Source organism: Leeuwenhoekiella aequorea, assembly GCF_004104375.1.
Taxonomy (GTDB): Bacteria; Bacteroidota; Bacteroidia; order Flavobacteriales; family Flavobacteriaceae; genus Leeuwenhoekiella; species Leeuwenhoekiella aequorea.
Genome location: NZ_QOVM01000003.1, coordinates 82,800 through 98,351, shown reverse-complemented (window position 1 = coordinate 98,351; position 15,552 = coordinate 82,800). Strand labels below are relative to the sequence as shown.

Genomic DNA, 15,552 nt, shown 5'->3' with positions numbered 1-15,552 from the left:
AGACTACTTATTTAAAACCTTTACCGGGGTATTATTTGTGAGTTTATGATATCCTGACGTGATAACAATATCTCCAGGTTGAAGACCTTTTTCTATAGATATACCATTATTATAAAGAGTGCCTATTTGTACCGTCTTGCGTTGTGCTGTATTACTAGCGGTGTTAACAGTATAAACAAAATTCTGTCCGTCATCTGTTATCGAGACGATTTCTGCTGGAAGAATGATGAGGTTTACGGCTGTTTCTTCTTGGCTATTAGTCTCTGAAGGATTTAATTGTGTCTGACACGCCATACCCGGCTTCAAAATTTTATCAGGATTTGGGATTTTTATTTTTGCTTGATACACGGGACTACGAGAGCCAGATTGAATTGCGATTTCAGAAATAGTTCCTATAACACTTTTATCTAAAGCACTGATATATACAGAAGCACTATCACCTACTTTATAGGTATTTACTTCTTGATCAGATAGACTAATTACGGCTTCTACGTGATCTATTTCTAAAAGCTCCATCACAGGCATACCGGGGCTTGCAACATCACCAGTTTCTTTCATTTTAGCTCCTATAAAACCAGAAAATGGAGCGATAATCTTTGTTTTTTTTACGTTTTGGTACGCTGCATTTGCTGCGGCCTGAGCTTGTTTATAATTAGATCGGGCCTCCACCATTCTAATTTCAGCAATACTACCTTTCAAATAAACCTCATTGATGCGTTTATAATTTTCCTCAGCCAGATTTGCCTGTGCCTTTTGAGCTTCATACTGCTCCACGTAAGTTGTAGGATCTATTGCCGCAATAACTTCTCCTTTTCTCACATAATCACCGCTGTTTACTCGTATACTTTTAATATCTCCAGATACTTGAAAACTTAATTGCGCCGATGTTGCCGCTTTAATGGTTCCCGGATAAGTTTCAGAAGTCGTTTTATCGTTTGTTGTTTCTCCTATGGTCAACGTTTTAACTGCGACAGGAGATATTTCTCTGGTTGTATCTTTCTCTTTACAAGCGCAAAGAATACATCCTATGATAACAGAAAATACAAGGGGTTTACGTAGCATTTATTTTTATTTAAGTGTTTGAGGTTTTACATACATTCAAATCGAAATGGCCAAAATTAAGTATGAAAAATTACACTGCAAAAATGCTAATATTTGTAATTAAAGTAAAGGTCTAAAAAAGGGTGTGATTGGTCTGTTTAGGTTATTTTTAAAAATAATCAATATTGCTAAAAATATTATATATTTGAAAAACAGTACATTGCGTTTTGTGTAAATTTAGTTATTGGTCTGTGTTAATTTTATATTTCTATACTGAGTAGGTGCATAACCAGAATGTTTCTTAAAATACTTACCAAAAAATGATTGATCACTAAATTTTAGCTCCTGAGCCACCTCAGCTACTGATAGTGAAGGATCGCCTAATAATAATTTTGCTTCTAAAATTACTGTATCATCGATAATTTGCGAAGCAGTTTTTCCTGATACCTCTTTAAGAACTTTTGACAAATGCCCTGAAGTTATAGATAGGTTGTCTGCATAAAATTTAACAGATCGCTCACCCTTAAAATTTAAATTTAAATTCTTGAAAAATCGAAGAGCAAGTTCTTCGTTTCTAGTTAGTGATAGTTCTAAGTTGGGATGATTTTTTTTGAAAATTGAAGAATAGTGAATTGCTAATAAGCCAAACGTATATTTAATTAATTCACTTTTGAAATTATTTTCATCATTCTGTTGACCATTGTAGCGCTCTAAAAGATTTGATAAAAAAACGGATGTTTCTTTCTCCTTTGAATCTAGTTTTAACTTTGGGATGTTTTCTCTTGTAAAGAAATCAATTGCGCCAAATTCCATTTTTGTGAACGAATTTTTAATAATGAATCCTGCACTAAATCCGATAGCTATAATTTCCAAATCATTTGTCATTTTGAGAAGATGAACAACGGCGTTTGGTTTTATAGGTATTATCTCACCATTTTGAATAGTATGATTGATTAAATTTAATTGAATTTTCAAACTTCCAGAGACAACAAATAATATTGAAAAATTATCTGTTCTAAATGGATAGGTAATCGGGATTTCCTCAAATCTATTTTTAGAAATATGAACGTGTAAATCATCACTCTGGGGATTATCACCCATAATCTCGATCAACTCATTTATTGTATGTTTTCTAATGGTTTTTGTTTGCAAAATATAGTTTGAAGGATTTAAATAAATATACCAGCAATTTAATCGTGTAATAGAATCAGATTATTGTTATCTCCAGAATCTTTTAGTGGCGTTTCTCCTGTAGTAGATAGCTATGATATGTTTCAAGCCTCACATTTGCATTACTATCTACGAGTAAAATGATGATCATCATACCTATCGTAGTAATCCCAATTGCCCTCCATAGTGGTTTATCTATGAAAATAATCAATAATGCTGCGGTAATAATTATTACAGGTATAACTTTAAAAACAATGGTTTTATACTCTCCCATCGACTTTTCTGTTCTTTTAATTTCTGAATCAATAAATTTAGACGAATTATCTTTGTATGCTATTGCAAAGCTGGTTACTCGAGATTTATTTGCGTAAAAAATACCAATACCTACTATTAACAACAAGGCTCCTGCGATCAACATAGGATAAATGTATGATTTGGCGAGTTCTGTTTTGCCAAGCTGCCAAAATCCTATGCTCGCCGAAACAAAAAGAACGCCAAACGCTATAAAAAATCTGGACGAAAAAACTTCAGCTTTTGCCCACTCGATTGCTAATTTTAAAATCTGCATATTAATTCATTTTATATTTTTCTCTGTATTCGGTAGGACTAATACCTTCTTTCTTTTTAAATAATCTTGAGAAATATTGAGGATACTCAAACCCGAGTTCGTAAGCGACTTCAGCAATACTCTTGTGGGGTTTTAATAAAATATTTTTTGCCTCATTAATTAGATACAACTGTAGGTGTTCGGTTGAGGTTTTTCCCGTTTCATTTTTGAGGGTGTCACTAAGATAACGTTGGGAGACATTTAAATGTACAGCCAATTCTTCTACACTGGGAATTCCTGTAGTTTGCAATTTTCCGGCATCAAAATAAGTAGATAATTGACTATTAAATTTTTCAAGCAAACTGGTGGATAGTTCTTTTCTGTTTAAGAATTGTCGTTCGTAAAACCTATTAGCATACTTTAAAAGAGTACTTAACTGAGAAATGATAATATCTTTGCTAAATTCATCTTGGTTATTATGATATTCTATCTCAATATTTTCAACGATCATTTCTATTTGCCTTTCTTCTTTAGGCGATAGGTGTAATGCTTCATTTGCAGAGTAGGAAAAGAAACCATATTTTTTAATTTGCTGAACCAGTTCTGTACCTTTTATGAAATCTTCGTGAAAGTTTATTGAAAAGCCCTTTTGTTCAAATACAACGCTGTTATCCCACTGCAATACTTGCCGCGGAGCTAGAAATATTAAAACGCCATTCGTAAAATCATATTTAGTTCTTCCATAATTTAAATCACCGGTTACAATTTTCTTTAAACTTATCGAGTAGCAATTATTTGTAATAGGAGGCGAACTCGCTTTAGGACATGGTAGAAATCCATCGCCGCTGGCGGAATATATACTCAGCATAGGGTGTTCTGGACCCGGAAGTTCTAGGTATTCTAAGTAAGAAGATAAAGTCTTAAAGTGTTTCATTTTAACTAATTTAAAGATTCCATTTAAATTGAGTTTCTTTTTCTGATACTGTCCAAAGTTTAATCGCTGTTGTTTTGTCTTGAGCGTGAGATTCTAAATCACAAGCACCTACAGGACCCGTCCATTGCATTCTGCCGGTAGGACCATAGTATGCTTTCTGATTTAAATTTTCTTCAGATTCAGTAGCACACATAATTTAAGGATAAGCGCCTTTTTCTGCAGATTGGACTAGGGGTGTCATCGACATTATCCCAAATATAATTTTAGACTTTAGACTACCACTATTTTTAATAAGAGAAGTGGCAGAGGCACCCGGATGACATACATATATTTTTACGTCTCTTTGCGCCGCTGCCGTTTTATCTTGCAACTCATAGGCAAACAGCATCTGTGCTAACTTACTATGACAATACGTATTATTAGGATGATAATTTTTATCCCAGTTCATATCATCAAATTGTATAGTTTTAATCCCCATTTTGTATCCTTCGCTGGCTACAACTACTATACGACCTTTAGATTGATCTAATAAATCATAAAGCAAGCCGCACAATAGAAAATGCCCGTAGTGATTTACACCTAACTGACTTTCAAAACCGTCTTTTGTGAATTTTTGAGTAGGTACTTGAGCAATAGCTGCATTGCAAATAAGAGCATCAATTTTATGAAACTCACTTTTAACTTGTGCAGCTGCTTCCCGCACTGATGCCAGAGATGCTAAATCCATTTTAATGAAAGATACTTTTGAATCTGAACCACACTCTAACTTTAACTTAGCTATAGCATCGTTAGATTTTTGAGTATTACGATTAAGCATAATTACTTCTGCTCCTTTGCTTAAAAGTATTTTACTTGCTTCAAAGCCTGCACCGGTGTTTGCACCAGTTATAAGATATGTTTTACCTTTAAGATCATTTATTCTACTTGGTGTCCAACCATTAGCGCCAAATTTTGTTTTACTCATTTCGTTTACTTTTTAGGTTTAAAAGAATAAGACAAAGGACGCACTAATGGATTTTTCCTTAGTAAACACATTTTCATAAGTTGTATACTTTTTAGTAATGCATACAAACTATCATAGCTACAACAATACTACAGGCTGTTATGATGGCTTTTTATTTCTTTAATGATTAATTCGTAAGTATTTTTTATAATGTTTTCGTTTAATACAAAAAATGTAATTAGTTTTTAAGTTTCAGCTTATGATGTATTGTAAACCGAACAATATTACGATCGTAAAAATCGACTCCTGTAGATCGTTGTTGATACCAATTAAAATAACCCAGTTCAGCACCTATATTTTCTAAAAACATATACTGAGCACTAATTCCTATTCGGTTCTGATCAAAAATATTTTGGGCAACTTTATTACCGATGTTTACATGTAATTCTTCAAAAGCCTTAAATGTGAGCTGTGAAATAGGAGCGTAGCGAAGTTCTATTTTGTATCGTGCCCTAATAGTTCCGAAGTCATAATCTCCATTAGATTGTTCAAAAAACCGAAATTCTGTCCAGTATCGATGGCCTAGAGTAACTTTGGGAATTATATCGTGCGTATAAGCGAGTTCTGCTACAGGACGCAATTCTAATATATTTTTAAAATCTTTTACTTCTGGATCTTGCGGTTGTGCTTGCTGCAAATAAACAAAGCCTAACGCTGTGCTCCAGCCATTATTTAATTTGCGCTCAAGCATGGTTCTGGAAATAAACTGGTGTTGTCTCCACGGGAACCAATAGGTACGCTCTTCAAGCTCCTGTCGTAACATGTAAGTCTCATCAATTTGTACTTTTAAGGAGTATCCTGTCCATAACAACTGCTGAGATTCAATATTTTTCTGCGCACTAAGTGCTACATTCGTCATTATTAAAATGACAATTGCTAAAGATCTAAATGCTGAATGCATTAGAATTTTAAGAGTACTATTTGAGTCATAGGCGTATTAATAAGGCGTACACGTAATTGTATATTTTATAAGAAAGCAAACGAATTTATACTTTTTTAAAACACGTTGAGTCATTTTTAATCTCTTTAATATTGGAGAATACGCATAAAAAAACCTCTTAAGAGTAAGAGGTTTTTGGTACATTAATATGGTGTAATTATTTTTTATCAACAACTATTCGGTCTGCACGATTAGCGAGCTCCCAAGCAGTTAAAAATACTAATTGCGTTCTTTTTTGAAGCATTGGGTAGTTAATCTTATCTGGCGTATCTGATACTTTGTGATAGTCTGCGTGAACACCGTTAAAATAAAATATTATTGGCACACCATTTTTAGCAAAATTATAGTGATCTGATCGGTAGTAAAATCTATTTGGATCATTTTCATCATTATACGTATAATCCAAATCTATATTCATATACTTCTCATTAACTGCAGTAGAAATACTGTCAAGTTCTGTACTAAGTTTATCAGACCCTATAAGATAAATATAATTTTCATTGTCTTTGTGAGCATCATCTACTCGGCCTATCATATCAATGTTAAGGTCTGCAACTGTATTTGCTAATGGGAAAATAGGGTTTTCTGCATAGTATCGAGAACCATACAAGCCTTTTTCTTCACCAGTTACGTGTAAAAATACTACAGAACGCTGCGGTGCGTGGCCTCCTTTTACTGCATTATTAAATGCTTCTGCAATTTCGAGTAAACCTACAGTACCAGAACCATCATCATCTGCTCCATTATAAACCTCGCCATCATCACTCATTCCCACGTGATCAAGGTGTGCAGATATAATAACATATTCCTCTGGTTTTGTACTTCCTTTGATATATGCAACTACATTTTCAGAAGCTTTTATGCCACTACCAGCTCTAAAAAAACTTTCAGGAACTGTTTGAAAATAGGTGCTGTCTAAAGCGGCAGCAATCTCTTGATTTTGGTAAAACTCTTTAAGATAAGCAACAGCTTTCTTTTGTCCGGGTTCGCCAGTATTACGCCCTTCAAATTCATCTGAAGCATAAACATATAGCATTTCTTTTAGCTCTTCTGCAGTAATGCTATTGGCATAAGCCATAGGATCTACATCTTCAATAGATACACCGTCTGGACTTGAGCCTTTTGTGTTGTCATTCATTTTAGGACCACAATTCACCAGCAACACACTTGCCAGTAAACTGGTCATCAAAATAGTTTTTTTCATAAAAGATTTAAATTTTAAAGACCTTAAAAATACACTTTTGAAATATGTGTTTTAGGCTATTGGTTAAATTTTAGCTAAATTCTAACAACTAATTACTGGTTATGTATAGTGTAAATAAAATATTGCGTCATTTTCTTTGGATATCGCAATATTCTCATAATTGTTCATAAAGTGCAATGTCTGCGGAATATGCTCAAACTCCTGCTCGGTATGCGTAGTTGTTAAGATTATAGATTTTGAATCTCCATTTGCTGTTGCCTGAGCTCCCGTAGGACTATCTTCAAACACCACGCAGTCTGAGAGTTTAATTCCCAAATCATTTGCAACCAACTCGAATACTTGAGGGTCTGGTTTGCCACGTTGCACCATATCACTATGCACTACAGTTTTAAAATAGCTAGCTAAACCCAGTGCTTCAACTGTAAAATCAGCATTTTCTTTAGGAGCGGCGGTGCCAATGCCCATAGGTATATTTATATGTTTAGCTTTTTCCAAAAATTCTTTCAATCCATCTAGGAGCTTGATTTCAGGAGCGTACAATTCTCTATAATCAGCTTCTTTTGATCGAGCAATTTGAGCCATCTCGTCTTTAGAGTATTTGTCGCCAAAAAGGCGAAGAAGAATCTCTTCATTTACTCCGTGTATATCACGCTTTACATCTTCTAGGGTCATCTCTAAACCCAAATCTTTCAGTTTTTTTTGCCAGGCACGATGATGCACCATCATGTTGTCTATCATAGTACCATCCATATCAAAAATGAGTGCCTTGACTGCAAGCTTATTTTTATAAGTAGAATTATTCAAAATGTAGTTTTATAAAGTTCCTATACAAAGGTAACTGGTTTTGCTACAAGACAATTTTCTAAATAAAATTCACGAATCAGATAAGCATTAATAGATATTTCAACAGGTGATTTTGACGAAGCAATTAATCCAACCCCGATAAAACTTCCTCTCCTTGAGGAGCGGTGGCACGCATCTCAAATTGTTTGATAAAATCTTGTTCGATTTTTTCTAAATATTCTGAAGGATTTTCTATGCCGCTCATACTGTCTACAAGCACTTGCATACTTCTTTTTCCAGAACGTAAGTTTTTAAATACATCTTGAATGAATACCGCCATTTTATCTTTACCAATTTCTTTTTCCATATCTAAAAACTGTTCTGGAGTAATAAGTAAGGCTTGTAGTTCTGGTTGATTAGTAGATTCTCTAGTATCCTGTGTACTGGCAACCGCCTGTCCCTGTACGTATGAAGTTAACTTCTCATACTGTTGAGGATTGCTTTCTTCAATATATTTTAATTTGACATATTTTGCTAAAGATTGCAAGAGCATTTTATCCAAATTATCTTCTGGTTTAAAAGCATTTGCTAAAAAATAATAAGCTTCATCCTCTTCAATGGTGATATCAATTTTATTAGGATTTACATTTTTTGTGGTGTTAAGTACCGTATTATAAACCACTTCATTACCATAAATAGGAGACTCTGCCTGAGCATAAACGATTTTACTATTAGGGTCATCTACCTGAGTAATATTTTCTAAGTAGCCGCGTGTTCTTGCAAAACGTTCTTCTAGATCTGGAATCTTGTCTGCATCAACGTTAATGTAGTTTGCGTACTTCCCTTTTTGAAAATTTAAATTTCCCGCAAGTAAAATCATATCACCTTCTACACGGGTGTTTTCAAATAAAGATCCGCTCGGTTTGGGCTCTCCTTTACCTATATATATACTTTGACAATCCTCACAGTTTGCAGTAATCGCATATGTATAATTAAAAGGGTCTAGATATTCTGCAGCATTACTATTACGCTTCATTACCTCAGGATACCATTTGTTACGTGTGCCTGCTCGTAGTATTCCGTTGGAGTAAACAAGTTCTCCTTTATATTTTTTAACTTCCTTAGGATCGTCTATTTTTTTTATTTTTCCTTCTGTGGTAATCCTCAGTTCAGATTGCGGAGTAATAACAACCTCACATCCCACGATTACAGTGTAGATGAGGCAATCTTCACAATTTTGAGGTACTTTACTCGAAGCGATACGATCACCATTTAACTCGATTGTTTTTACTTTTATATGCTCATTAAGCTTAAACGATAGCGTTTGCGTGTTTACAGGAAGATTAGAAAGAGTAAAGACGCCTTCGATACTTTCATCTGCTAATGAGATATTAAGCTGTCCCTCTAAATGACTTGATTTTTGAGCTGAAATAAAGTGAGCTACAAATAGTAAACTTATACACACCAGTTTTCTCATTATTGGGTAGTTTTATTTATAGGGATTGGGTTTTTAAGTTGTTTTCTCAAAATGGAGACGATAAAAATGTTCCAAAATTGAAGTATGTTATACTCAAATGTAGACTAATTGATACTGAGCAAATTATATTTGGTAGAAGTGTGTCGTTTACCTTAAAAAGGAAGATTTTAATCTAAAAGGGGATTTTTTTGATAGAAAACTATTTTGAGATTGCAGTTTTATTTGTTATTAATAATCTCGTAAAAAGCTGATTTCAAGTAATTTTGATTGATTAAATTCTATTTCTAATTAAAGATTTATTCTTTTCTACTGGATAGCACGTAAGATGAAAAAACTGAAACTATTTTATTAAGAAAAAATTAACAGAATTTAAAGTGGTGCGACGAACTAAGATTGCACGCCAAAAATGAAGAAATGCATAGATATGCTATCTGAATATTTTAAACCTAAGTGGCAGTATTTATGAGAAATAAACTTAGTTCAGCTCAAATGAACTGGTTTGATACGCGCCTAAATCTATACTTTCTGTTCGGGAATTTCCCAGAAGGTCTACAGGTGCTTGTTGAAAGCCGTTGATGCTTCCCACATTTTTAGCAGGCGACTGCTCATTTATAAAATATTGATTGTTTGCTGTATCTTTAAATAACGGATTTTCATTTAAAAGAATCGCAGTATAAAATTCTTTATTGTCAAATTGATATTCTGGAGTTTCTGTAAAATCATTAAAGAGATCTTCAAAGCGAATTAAGCAATTTTCAAACCTGAAATTAAATTCTGCAGTAGCTACTTTCTGAAATCCCAATTCCAGATTTTTATTCCCGTAAATAATACAATTTATAAAGTTGGCTTCTGTTAAATCGGCTACCTGAAGTCCATCGCCAACTTCTAGGTAATTATCAATTTGTACCGCTGGGGTATTCCTGAAACTTTGTGTCCAATAATTGGCAAACGTACTGTGAATAAAATTATATGAGCCACCTTGACGTAACCATAAATTTGATAAACCAGAATTCCCTATTACGACATTTTTACCTGAAATTGAACCGTTGATACTATACATACCCACAAACGCAGAATTATAAATCTGTGAATTTTGTATGCTGACAGCAGCACTTTGAGTCTGAGATAATCCTTCGGCCAATATGCCAATCTCATTATTTTTTATGGTTACATAATTGAGATTTCCAGTACTGCCAGAAGTAAACCAGATGGTTCCCCATTGTCCCGGTATGTCTTTATAACGTGGTTCAAGCCGATCTCCTTCAAAAATAATTTCATTTTCTAAAGCTTCTTGATCTGTGCTAATTGTTCCATTTGCTTGGAGGTGAGCCGCATCTGCTATTATGATTCCACTATTTTGATGAAAATAAATACGCGCACCAGCATCAATTTGAAGTGTTTTTCCGCTAGCTACACCAGCATAACCATAAATTACGTAGGGTTTTTGGTTTGTAAATTGTAATTCATCATCCTCTAAGAAGAAACCTTCAATCTCTACGGGTTGTCCATTTTCATCGGTTCCCAGATTTAAAGTTTCTTTGATACCAGCAGTATTACGCGACGGATATAGAAATATAGCATCACGTATAAGAGTTACAAGATTGATTTTTTGAAGATTTATACCACTATCAAATTCAATCTCATCTGTATATAAAAAGTCGTTAGCGTCCATAATGGAAGCATCAACGGTTACTTCAACAAAAACAAATATGCTGTCTTTAGGTAGAATTTCTATATTTTCAAAAATTTTACCGGCTTTACCATTAACATTCAATCTGTAGTTGGAGTTTTCGCCTTGAGCTAAACCTACTTGTGGAATGGTAATTAAATTATTTGATCTATTGTATACTTTAAAAGAATAGGTGCTGCTACTTGTGTTAGAAAACACCGTGTCAAGAAATAACGTATCTCTAGAAAATTCTAATCTACCATTACTTAACGTTGCTTCAAAATCTTCCCGACAAGAACTTGCCAATATCACCGATAAAAAAGCAATGCATACATAAAGGTATTTTCTCAAAGTCGATTATTTTTTGATGATTTTGATTTCAAAAATTGTGTCCCAGTGCTTACCGGTAACGTATAACTTGTCTGTAGCTGCATTGTATGCGATTCCATTAAGAACTTCATTGCCATTATCTTTTATAGATTTGACTTCGTTCTTTAAACTTCTAAGATCAACTACACCCTCAATGGCCCCTGTTTCTGGATTTATAATTGAGATACTGTCAAACTGATAAGAATTTGCATAAATTTTACCGTTTACCCATTCAAGCTCGTTAAACTTAGAGCGTATTTTTTTTGAATCTACTACCTGAATGTAATCAAGCTCGTTAAGATTTTTTGGATCGAGCATCCATATTTTTTCGGTACCGTCAGACTTGTAAATTGTTTTTCCATCATTACAGAGTCCCCAGCCTTCTTTACTCTTATTATATTGAAAAGACCCCTCTTTTTTAAATGTACTTAAGTCGTATATAAAACCTTGATTAGACTTCCAAGTGAGCTGAATAATCTTTGAATCTATAATTGTTAAGCCTTCGGCGAAAACAGATTTATCAAGATCAATACGTTCTAAGATCGCTCCGGTTTTCAAATCTGTTTTTAATAATCCAGAATGGCCATACTCACCTACACTTTCATATAATGTATCTTGATAAAATTCGAGTCCCTGCGTATATGATTCTACGTCATGTGGATAAGTGTCTACTACCTCATAAGTATATAGTGCCGGAGCTTCTTTTGAAACAAAAGTTACAGGCATAGTAATAAAAGCAGACTTTCCTTCGGCAAAAACTTCAGCTTTTAGTTCTTTTAAACCTAACTTAACAGAGGAAATTGGGGTAGTTAAAGAAGATAAATTTTTTTTAGAACCCAGCCGTGTATTATCTAAGTAGTACACCACAGAATCAACTTCAATTGTGCCTTTAGATTTTAAGTTTATGGCTAATGATTCACCATTAATTAAGGTTTGAGCAGGCTTATCTGTGTTAATTGAAAAGCTTTTGCTTAAATCTTTTCCGTTACCGCATGACCATGTAATTACAGATAAAACAAAGAGAGCGAGAAGGTTATAAATACGCATAGGATCTTTAAATTTTGAGGTCAAGATAATTCATTAAATTCAGTTTAAAAAACGTTTGGTTTGCTAGAGTATTACTGTATATTTGCAGCTGGCAAGTCCTACACAACCAGCTCCTGTCGAACTCCCCCAGGGCGGGAACGCAGCAAGGGTAGATGGTCGCAGCGGTGTGATGTAGGTAGCTTGCCTTTTTTTATGCCTTATATTTACGTAATTTCCCCGCTCTAAATTATATTTATGTCTCAAGTTATCTTGATCACAGGAGCATCTTCCGGAATAGGAAAATCTACCGCACATTATCTCGTTTCAAAAGGATTTACAGTTTACGGAACCAGTAGGTCGCCCAAACAACCCGAAGAAAATGGAGTTAAGTTTATTGCGCTTGATGTTACAGATCGTGCTACAATTAAAAGTTCAGTAGCTCAAGTTTTAAAAATTGAAGGACGTATAGATGTTCTTATTAATAATGCTGGAAAAGGTATTACCGGACCTCTGGAAGAAATTCCTGAAGACGAACTTAAATCTATTTTTGAAACGAATTACTTTGGTCCTTTAGCATTGATAAAAGAAATCTTGCCAGCAATGCGGGAACGCAGATCTGGACTTATAATTAATGTGACTTCAATTGCGGGCTTTATGGGTCTTCCTTATAGAAGTGCTTATTCAGCTACAAAAGGAGCGCTAGGTCTTACTACTGAAGCATTGCGCATGGAGCTGAAAGAGTTTAATGTTAAGTTGTGTAATGTAGCGCCGGGAGACTTTGCCACAAACATTGCTTCGGGTCGATATCACGCGCCACTATCTCCAACGTCTCCCTATGAAAATAACTACGGAAAATCTTTAGCTTTAATGGATGAGCATGTAGATCAAGGATTAAATCCTGATATTATGGGAGAAGCCATCTATAAAATTATAAAAACACCTAATCCTGATGTGAATTATAAGGTAGGTGCATTTATGCAGAAAATATCTATTTTTCTTAAAGGAGTTTTACCGGGTAAAATCTATGAGCGATTGCTTTTAAATCACTATAAATTATAGGCAAGAAGTTAATTTTGAGTAGGAGTTAGATGCTATTGTTTAATACCTTTCTTTCTAATAAAGACGTTTTAATTGCGTAAATTTGGAACTCAAAACAATTGATAATTCAAAAAAATCTTTACATGAAATTTTTTATTGATACAGCAAATCTTGACCAGATAAAAGAAGCCCAAGAACTAGGAGTTCTAGATGGTGTAACTACTAATCCTTCATTGATGGCTAAAGAAGGCATCACAGGTAGAGATAATATATTGAAGCATTATGTTGCTATATGTGATCTTGTAGATGGAGATGTAAGTGCAGAGGTAAACTCTACAGATCTTGAAGGAATGATCGAAGAAGGTGAGGAGCTAGCAGCTTTACACGATCAGATCGTAGTTAAAATCCCAATGATTAAAGATGGTATTAAAGCTTTAAAATACTTTAGTGATAAAGGAATACGTACAAACTGTACACTTGTATTTTCAGTAGGACAAGCATTATTAGCGGCAAAAGCGGGAGCAACTTATGTTTCACCTTTTATAGGTCGTCTTGATGATATTTCTACAGATGGTTTAGGTTTAATTTCAGATATACGCCTGGTATATGATAATTATGCATTTGAAACTCAAATCTTAGCTGCTTCTGTACGTCACACGATGCACGTTATTGACTGTGCAAAATTAGGTGCTGATGTTATGACGGGTCCATTATCTGCGATCGAAGGATTGCTTAAACACCCACTTACAGATAGTGGTCTAGAGAAATTCTTAGCAGACTACAACAAAGGAAATCAGTAGTTAATACTGTTTGACTTAATAAATAAAAAAATCCTGCTCATAGAGCAGGATTTTTTTTATTACAAGTAAAAAGATCTGTTATTTTTCAAGACCCTGAACCAGTTCGTTTTCAAAATTCGAACTGTAAATATTTGCGTGGGCATTAATGATAAAACCTTTGCGATCTAAAATAAAGGTTTTCAGTAGTGAATTCATAGCGAGATCACGTGTTATTTTTTTATAACTATCAGTGAACTGAACTTGTTTTGATGGATCAAAATCATAACGTCTTATGGTATTTATCCAGTCTGTATAATCATCATTAACATTAATTGATAAGTAGGTATATTGTGGATATTTCTGTATTATAGATTCTGCCAGAGCCTGTGAACGTTTGGCTTGAGATTTTTTTGAATTAGACCAAAATAATATGAATGTTGGTTTTTTTATAAGGTCTCTTAAATTTAGTGTGTCATTATTAACATTAACTACACGCTCTTCAGGAATTCGTTTTCCAGTCTCAATATTCTTATTTGCCTGATAAAGCTTTTCGATTTCCGCTTTATCATTTTTAGAAGATATACGATCCATATAAATGTCGTAAAGTGTTTCTCCGCCCTTTTTATCATTACTATTTGCCAGATAATTTTTGATTGTACGAGTTAAAAGAAAGCTCTCTACGGTTTCATCTTTAATCTTAGTCTCTATAATACGTAGCTTATGCAAATTATGAGTGAAGGATTGCGGATTGTAAGGTTCAGACTTGTAATAAGCCTTATAAGCCTCGTGATTAAAGTAATTGAGTAGAAAACGCTGATATGAGAATAGATTTATTAATGATGCATCATTAAAGTCTGCCTCTTTCCGGCAATCATAAAATGAACTAGGTAATGAGTCCATATATTTTAAGCGATCTTCTCCAAAGTGTGAAGTAGGATATACCTCTTTACGAGCACAAAAGTCATATTTGATTATGGCTCTTGCGATCTTTTCAAATTCTTCACTTACTTCATTACGCTCGAGAAAAGTTTCTAAATAGGCCTCACGCTCTTGTTTCAGTTTCAAAATATTTTGATTGAAAGTATCAGGATCGGTTTGATAAATATCACCACGAATCATCAAATTGTTTTCTTGCTCATTCTGAAGAAAAGATTGAATCATCAAATTATTTTCTGCTTCACCATAACCGCTAAAGGTCAAGGTCTCATCAAATTCAAAAGTATTTACACGAAGTAGTAAACTATCTCCACTCTCTAAATAAATTAGTTGTTCTTCGTTGTGAAAAATTTCGTAGAGACCATTATCTACGTTTTCTAATTTATAGAAAAACTTATTGTCTTGATCAAGAGGAATGCTGTCAACTAGGATATTGTTCTTGCGTAATAAAATGTGATTTGAAGTTGGGTTAACAATTTCTCCGCTTAAATACGTGCCAGATCTTGAAGATTTAGTGTCTTTAGCACATCCTATACTAAGTAGTATAGAAAAGAATGCCATAATTAGCTTAAAGCTCATATGTAATTTTTAGTCTATAGGAGAAATTTAGGTTAATACGCCAAATGTAGTTTTGCT

15 protein-coding genes and 1 other RNA gene are annotated in these 15,552 nt (G+C 34.0%); 3 read left to right on the top strand and 13 right to left on the bottom strand.

Annotation, left to right across the window (positions count from 1 at the left end; translation table 11 throughout):
• Positions 1-3: 3 nt before the first annotated feature.
• The 12 genes from DSM00_RS07845 to DSM00_RS07795 form a co-directional block, all read right to left on the bottom strand.
• Positions 4-1,062, bottom strand: a complete 1,059-nt coding sequence (locus DSM00_RS07845) for an efflux RND transporter periplasmic adaptor subunit (protein ID WP_128757491.1) — start codon at positions 1,060-1,062, stop codon at positions 4-6.
• 216 nt (positions 1,063-1,278) lie between these two features.
• A complete protein-coding gene (locus DSM00_RS07840) occupies positions 1,279-2,193 on the bottom strand; it encodes a helix-turn-helix domain-containing protein (RefSeq protein ID WP_128757490.1) in 915 nt (304 codons plus the stop codon).
• Between the two features lie 82 nt (positions 2,194-2,275).
• Positions 2,276-2,779, bottom strand: a complete 504-nt coding sequence (locus DSM00_RS07835) for a hypothetical protein (RefSeq protein ID WP_128757489.1) — start codon at positions 2,777-2,779, stop codon at positions 2,276-2,278.
• A 1-nt stretch (position 2,780) separates the two neighbouring features.
• Entirely contained in the window at positions 2,781-3,692 is a 912-nt protein-coding gene (locus DSM00_RS07830) for a helix-turn-helix domain-containing protein (protein ID WP_128757488.1), read from the bottom strand.
• Positions 3,693-3,702: 10 nt separating this feature from the next.
• Positions 3,703-3,885 carry a hypothetical protein gene (locus DSM00_RS15655; RefSeq protein WP_241652374.1) on the bottom strand — a complete coding sequence of 61 codons (183 nt, stop codon included), beginning with the start codon at positions 3,883-3,885 and terminating at the stop codon, positions 3,703-3,705.
• A gap of 3 nt (positions 3,886-3,888) precedes the next feature.
• On the bottom strand, positions 3,889-4,656 hold the full coding sequence (locus tag DSM00_RS07825) for an SDR family NAD(P)-dependent oxidoreductase (protein WP_241652373.1): 768 nt from the start codon (positions 4,654-4,656) through the stop codon (positions 3,889-3,891).
• Positions 4,657-4,873: 217 nt separating this feature from the next.
• The gene (locus DSM00_RS07820) at positions 4,874-5,596 is read right to left on the bottom strand and encodes a DUF2490 domain-containing protein (protein ID WP_128757487.1); all 723 of its coding nucleotides are present in this window, start codon (positions 5,594-5,596) and stop codon (positions 4,874-4,876) included.
• A 196-nt stretch (positions 5,597-5,792) separates the two neighbouring features.
• Positions 5,793-6,839: a M28 family metallopeptidase gene (locus DSM00_RS07815; protein ID WP_128757486.1), complete on the bottom strand. Its 1,047-nt coding sequence runs from the start codon at positions 6,837-6,839 to the stop codon at positions 5,793-5,795.
• Between the two features lie 99 nt (positions 6,840-6,938).
• Positions 6,939-7,643 carry an HAD family hydrolase gene (locus DSM00_RS07810; RefSeq protein ID WP_241652372.1) on the bottom strand — a complete coding sequence of 235 codons (705 nt, stop codon included), beginning with the start codon at positions 7,641-7,643 and terminating at the stop codon, positions 6,939-6,941.
• A gap of 124 nt (positions 7,644-7,767) precedes the next feature.
• Positions 7,768-9,099: a hypothetical protein gene (locus DSM00_RS07805; RefSeq protein WP_128757485.1), complete on the bottom strand. Its 1,332-nt coding sequence runs from the start codon at positions 9,097-9,099 to the stop codon at positions 7,768-7,770.
• A gap of 475 nt (positions 9,100-9,574) precedes the next feature.
• A complete protein-coding gene (locus tag DSM00_RS07800) occupies positions 9,575-11,119 on the bottom strand; it encodes a hypothetical protein (RefSeq protein WP_128757484.1) in 1,545 nt (514 codons plus the stop codon).
• Positions 11,120-11,125: 6 nt separating this feature from the next.
• On the bottom strand, positions 11,126-12,184 hold the full coding sequence (locus DSM00_RS07795; protein ID WP_128757483.1) for a glutaminyl-peptide cyclotransferase: 1,059 nt from the start codon (positions 12,182-12,184) through the stop codon (positions 11,126-11,128).
• Positions 12,185-12,273: 89 nt separating this feature from the next.
• On the opposite strand from DSM00_RS07795, the gene ffs reads away from it, so the two are divergent.
• From ffs to fsa, 3 genes are all read left to right on the top strand, one after another.
• Positions 12,274-12,373: signal recognition particle sRNA small type (gene ffs / locus DSM00_RS07790), an RNA gene on the top strand.
• A 45-nt stretch (positions 12,374-12,418) separates the two neighbouring features.
• The gene (locus DSM00_RS07785) at positions 12,419-13,222 is read left to right on the top strand and encodes an SDR family oxidoreductase (RefSeq protein ID WP_128757482.1); all 804 of its coding nucleotides are present in this window, start codon (positions 12,419-12,421) and stop codon (positions 13,220-13,222) included.
• A gap of 122 nt (positions 13,223-13,344) precedes the next feature.
• Positions 13,345-14,001 carry a fructose-6-phosphate aldolase gene (fsa, locus tag DSM00_RS07780; RefSeq protein ID WP_128757481.1) on the top strand — a complete coding sequence of 219 codons (657 nt, stop codon included), beginning with the start codon at positions 13,345-13,347 and terminating at the stop codon, positions 13,999-14,001.
• A gap of 78 nt (positions 14,002-14,079) precedes the next feature.
• Here the strand turns inward: fsa and DSM00_RS07775 are convergent, their stop codons facing one another.
• Positions 14,080-15,495 (bottom strand): TlpA family protein disulfide reductase, encoded by a 1,416-nt coding sequence (locus DSM00_RS07775; RefSeq protein WP_128757480.1) that lies wholly within the window; start codon positions 15,493-15,495, stop codon positions 14,080-14,082.
• Positions 15,496-15,552: the final 57 nt, after the last annotated feature.

What these genes read in the sequence shown, in the direction of transcription:
- DSM00_RS07845 (WP_128757491.1), bottom strand. Translation starts at nt 1,062, where the DNA reads ATGCTACGTAAACCCCTTGTATTTTCTGTTATCATAGGATGTATTCTT.
- DSM00_RS07835 (WP_128757489.1), bottom strand. Translation starts at nt 2,779, where the DNA reads ATGCAGATTTTAAAATTAGCAATCGAGTGGGCAAAAGCTGAAGTTTTT.
- DSM00_RS07830 (WP_128757488.1), bottom strand. Translation starts at nt 3,692, where the DNA reads ATGAAACACTTTAAGACTTTATCTTCTTACTTAGAATACCTAGAACTT.
- DSM00_RS15655 (WP_241652374.1), bottom strand. Translation starts at nt 3,885, where the DNA reads ATGTGTGCTACTGAATCTGAAGAAAATTTAAATCAGAAAGCATACTAT.
- DSM00_RS07825 (WP_241652373.1), bottom strand. Translation starts at nt 4,656, where the DNA reads ATGAGTAAAACAAAATTTGGCGCTAATGGTTGGACACCAAGTAGAATA.
- DSM00_RS07820 (WP_128757487.1), bottom strand. Translation starts at nt 5,596, where the DNA reads ATGCATTCAGCATTTAGATCTTTAGCAATTGTCATTTTAATAATGACG.
- DSM00_RS07815 (WP_128757486.1), bottom strand. Translation starts at nt 6,839, where the DNA reads ATGAAAAAAACTATTTTGATGACCAGTTTACTGGCAAGTGTGTTGCTG.
- DSM00_RS07805 (WP_128757485.1), bottom strand. Translation starts at nt 9,099, where the DNA reads ATGAGAAAACTGGTGTGTATAAGTTTACTATTTGTAGCTCACTTTATT.
- DSM00_RS07795 (WP_128757483.1), bottom strand. Translation starts at nt 12,184, where the DNA reads ATGCGTATTTATAACCTTCTCGCTCTCTTTGTTTTATCTGTAATTACA.
- DSM00_RS07785 (WP_128757482.1), top strand. Translation starts at nt 12,419, where the DNA reads ATGTCTCAAGTTATCTTGATCACAGGAGCATCTTCCGGAATAGGAAAA.
- fsa (WP_128757481.1), top strand. Translation starts at nt 13,345, where the DNA reads ATGAAATTTTTTATTGATACAGCAAATCTTGACCAGATAAAAGAAGCC.
- DSM00_RS07775 (WP_128757480.1), bottom strand. Translation starts at nt 15,495, where the DNA reads ATGAGCTTTAAGCTAATTATGGCATTCTTTTCTATACTACTTAGTATA.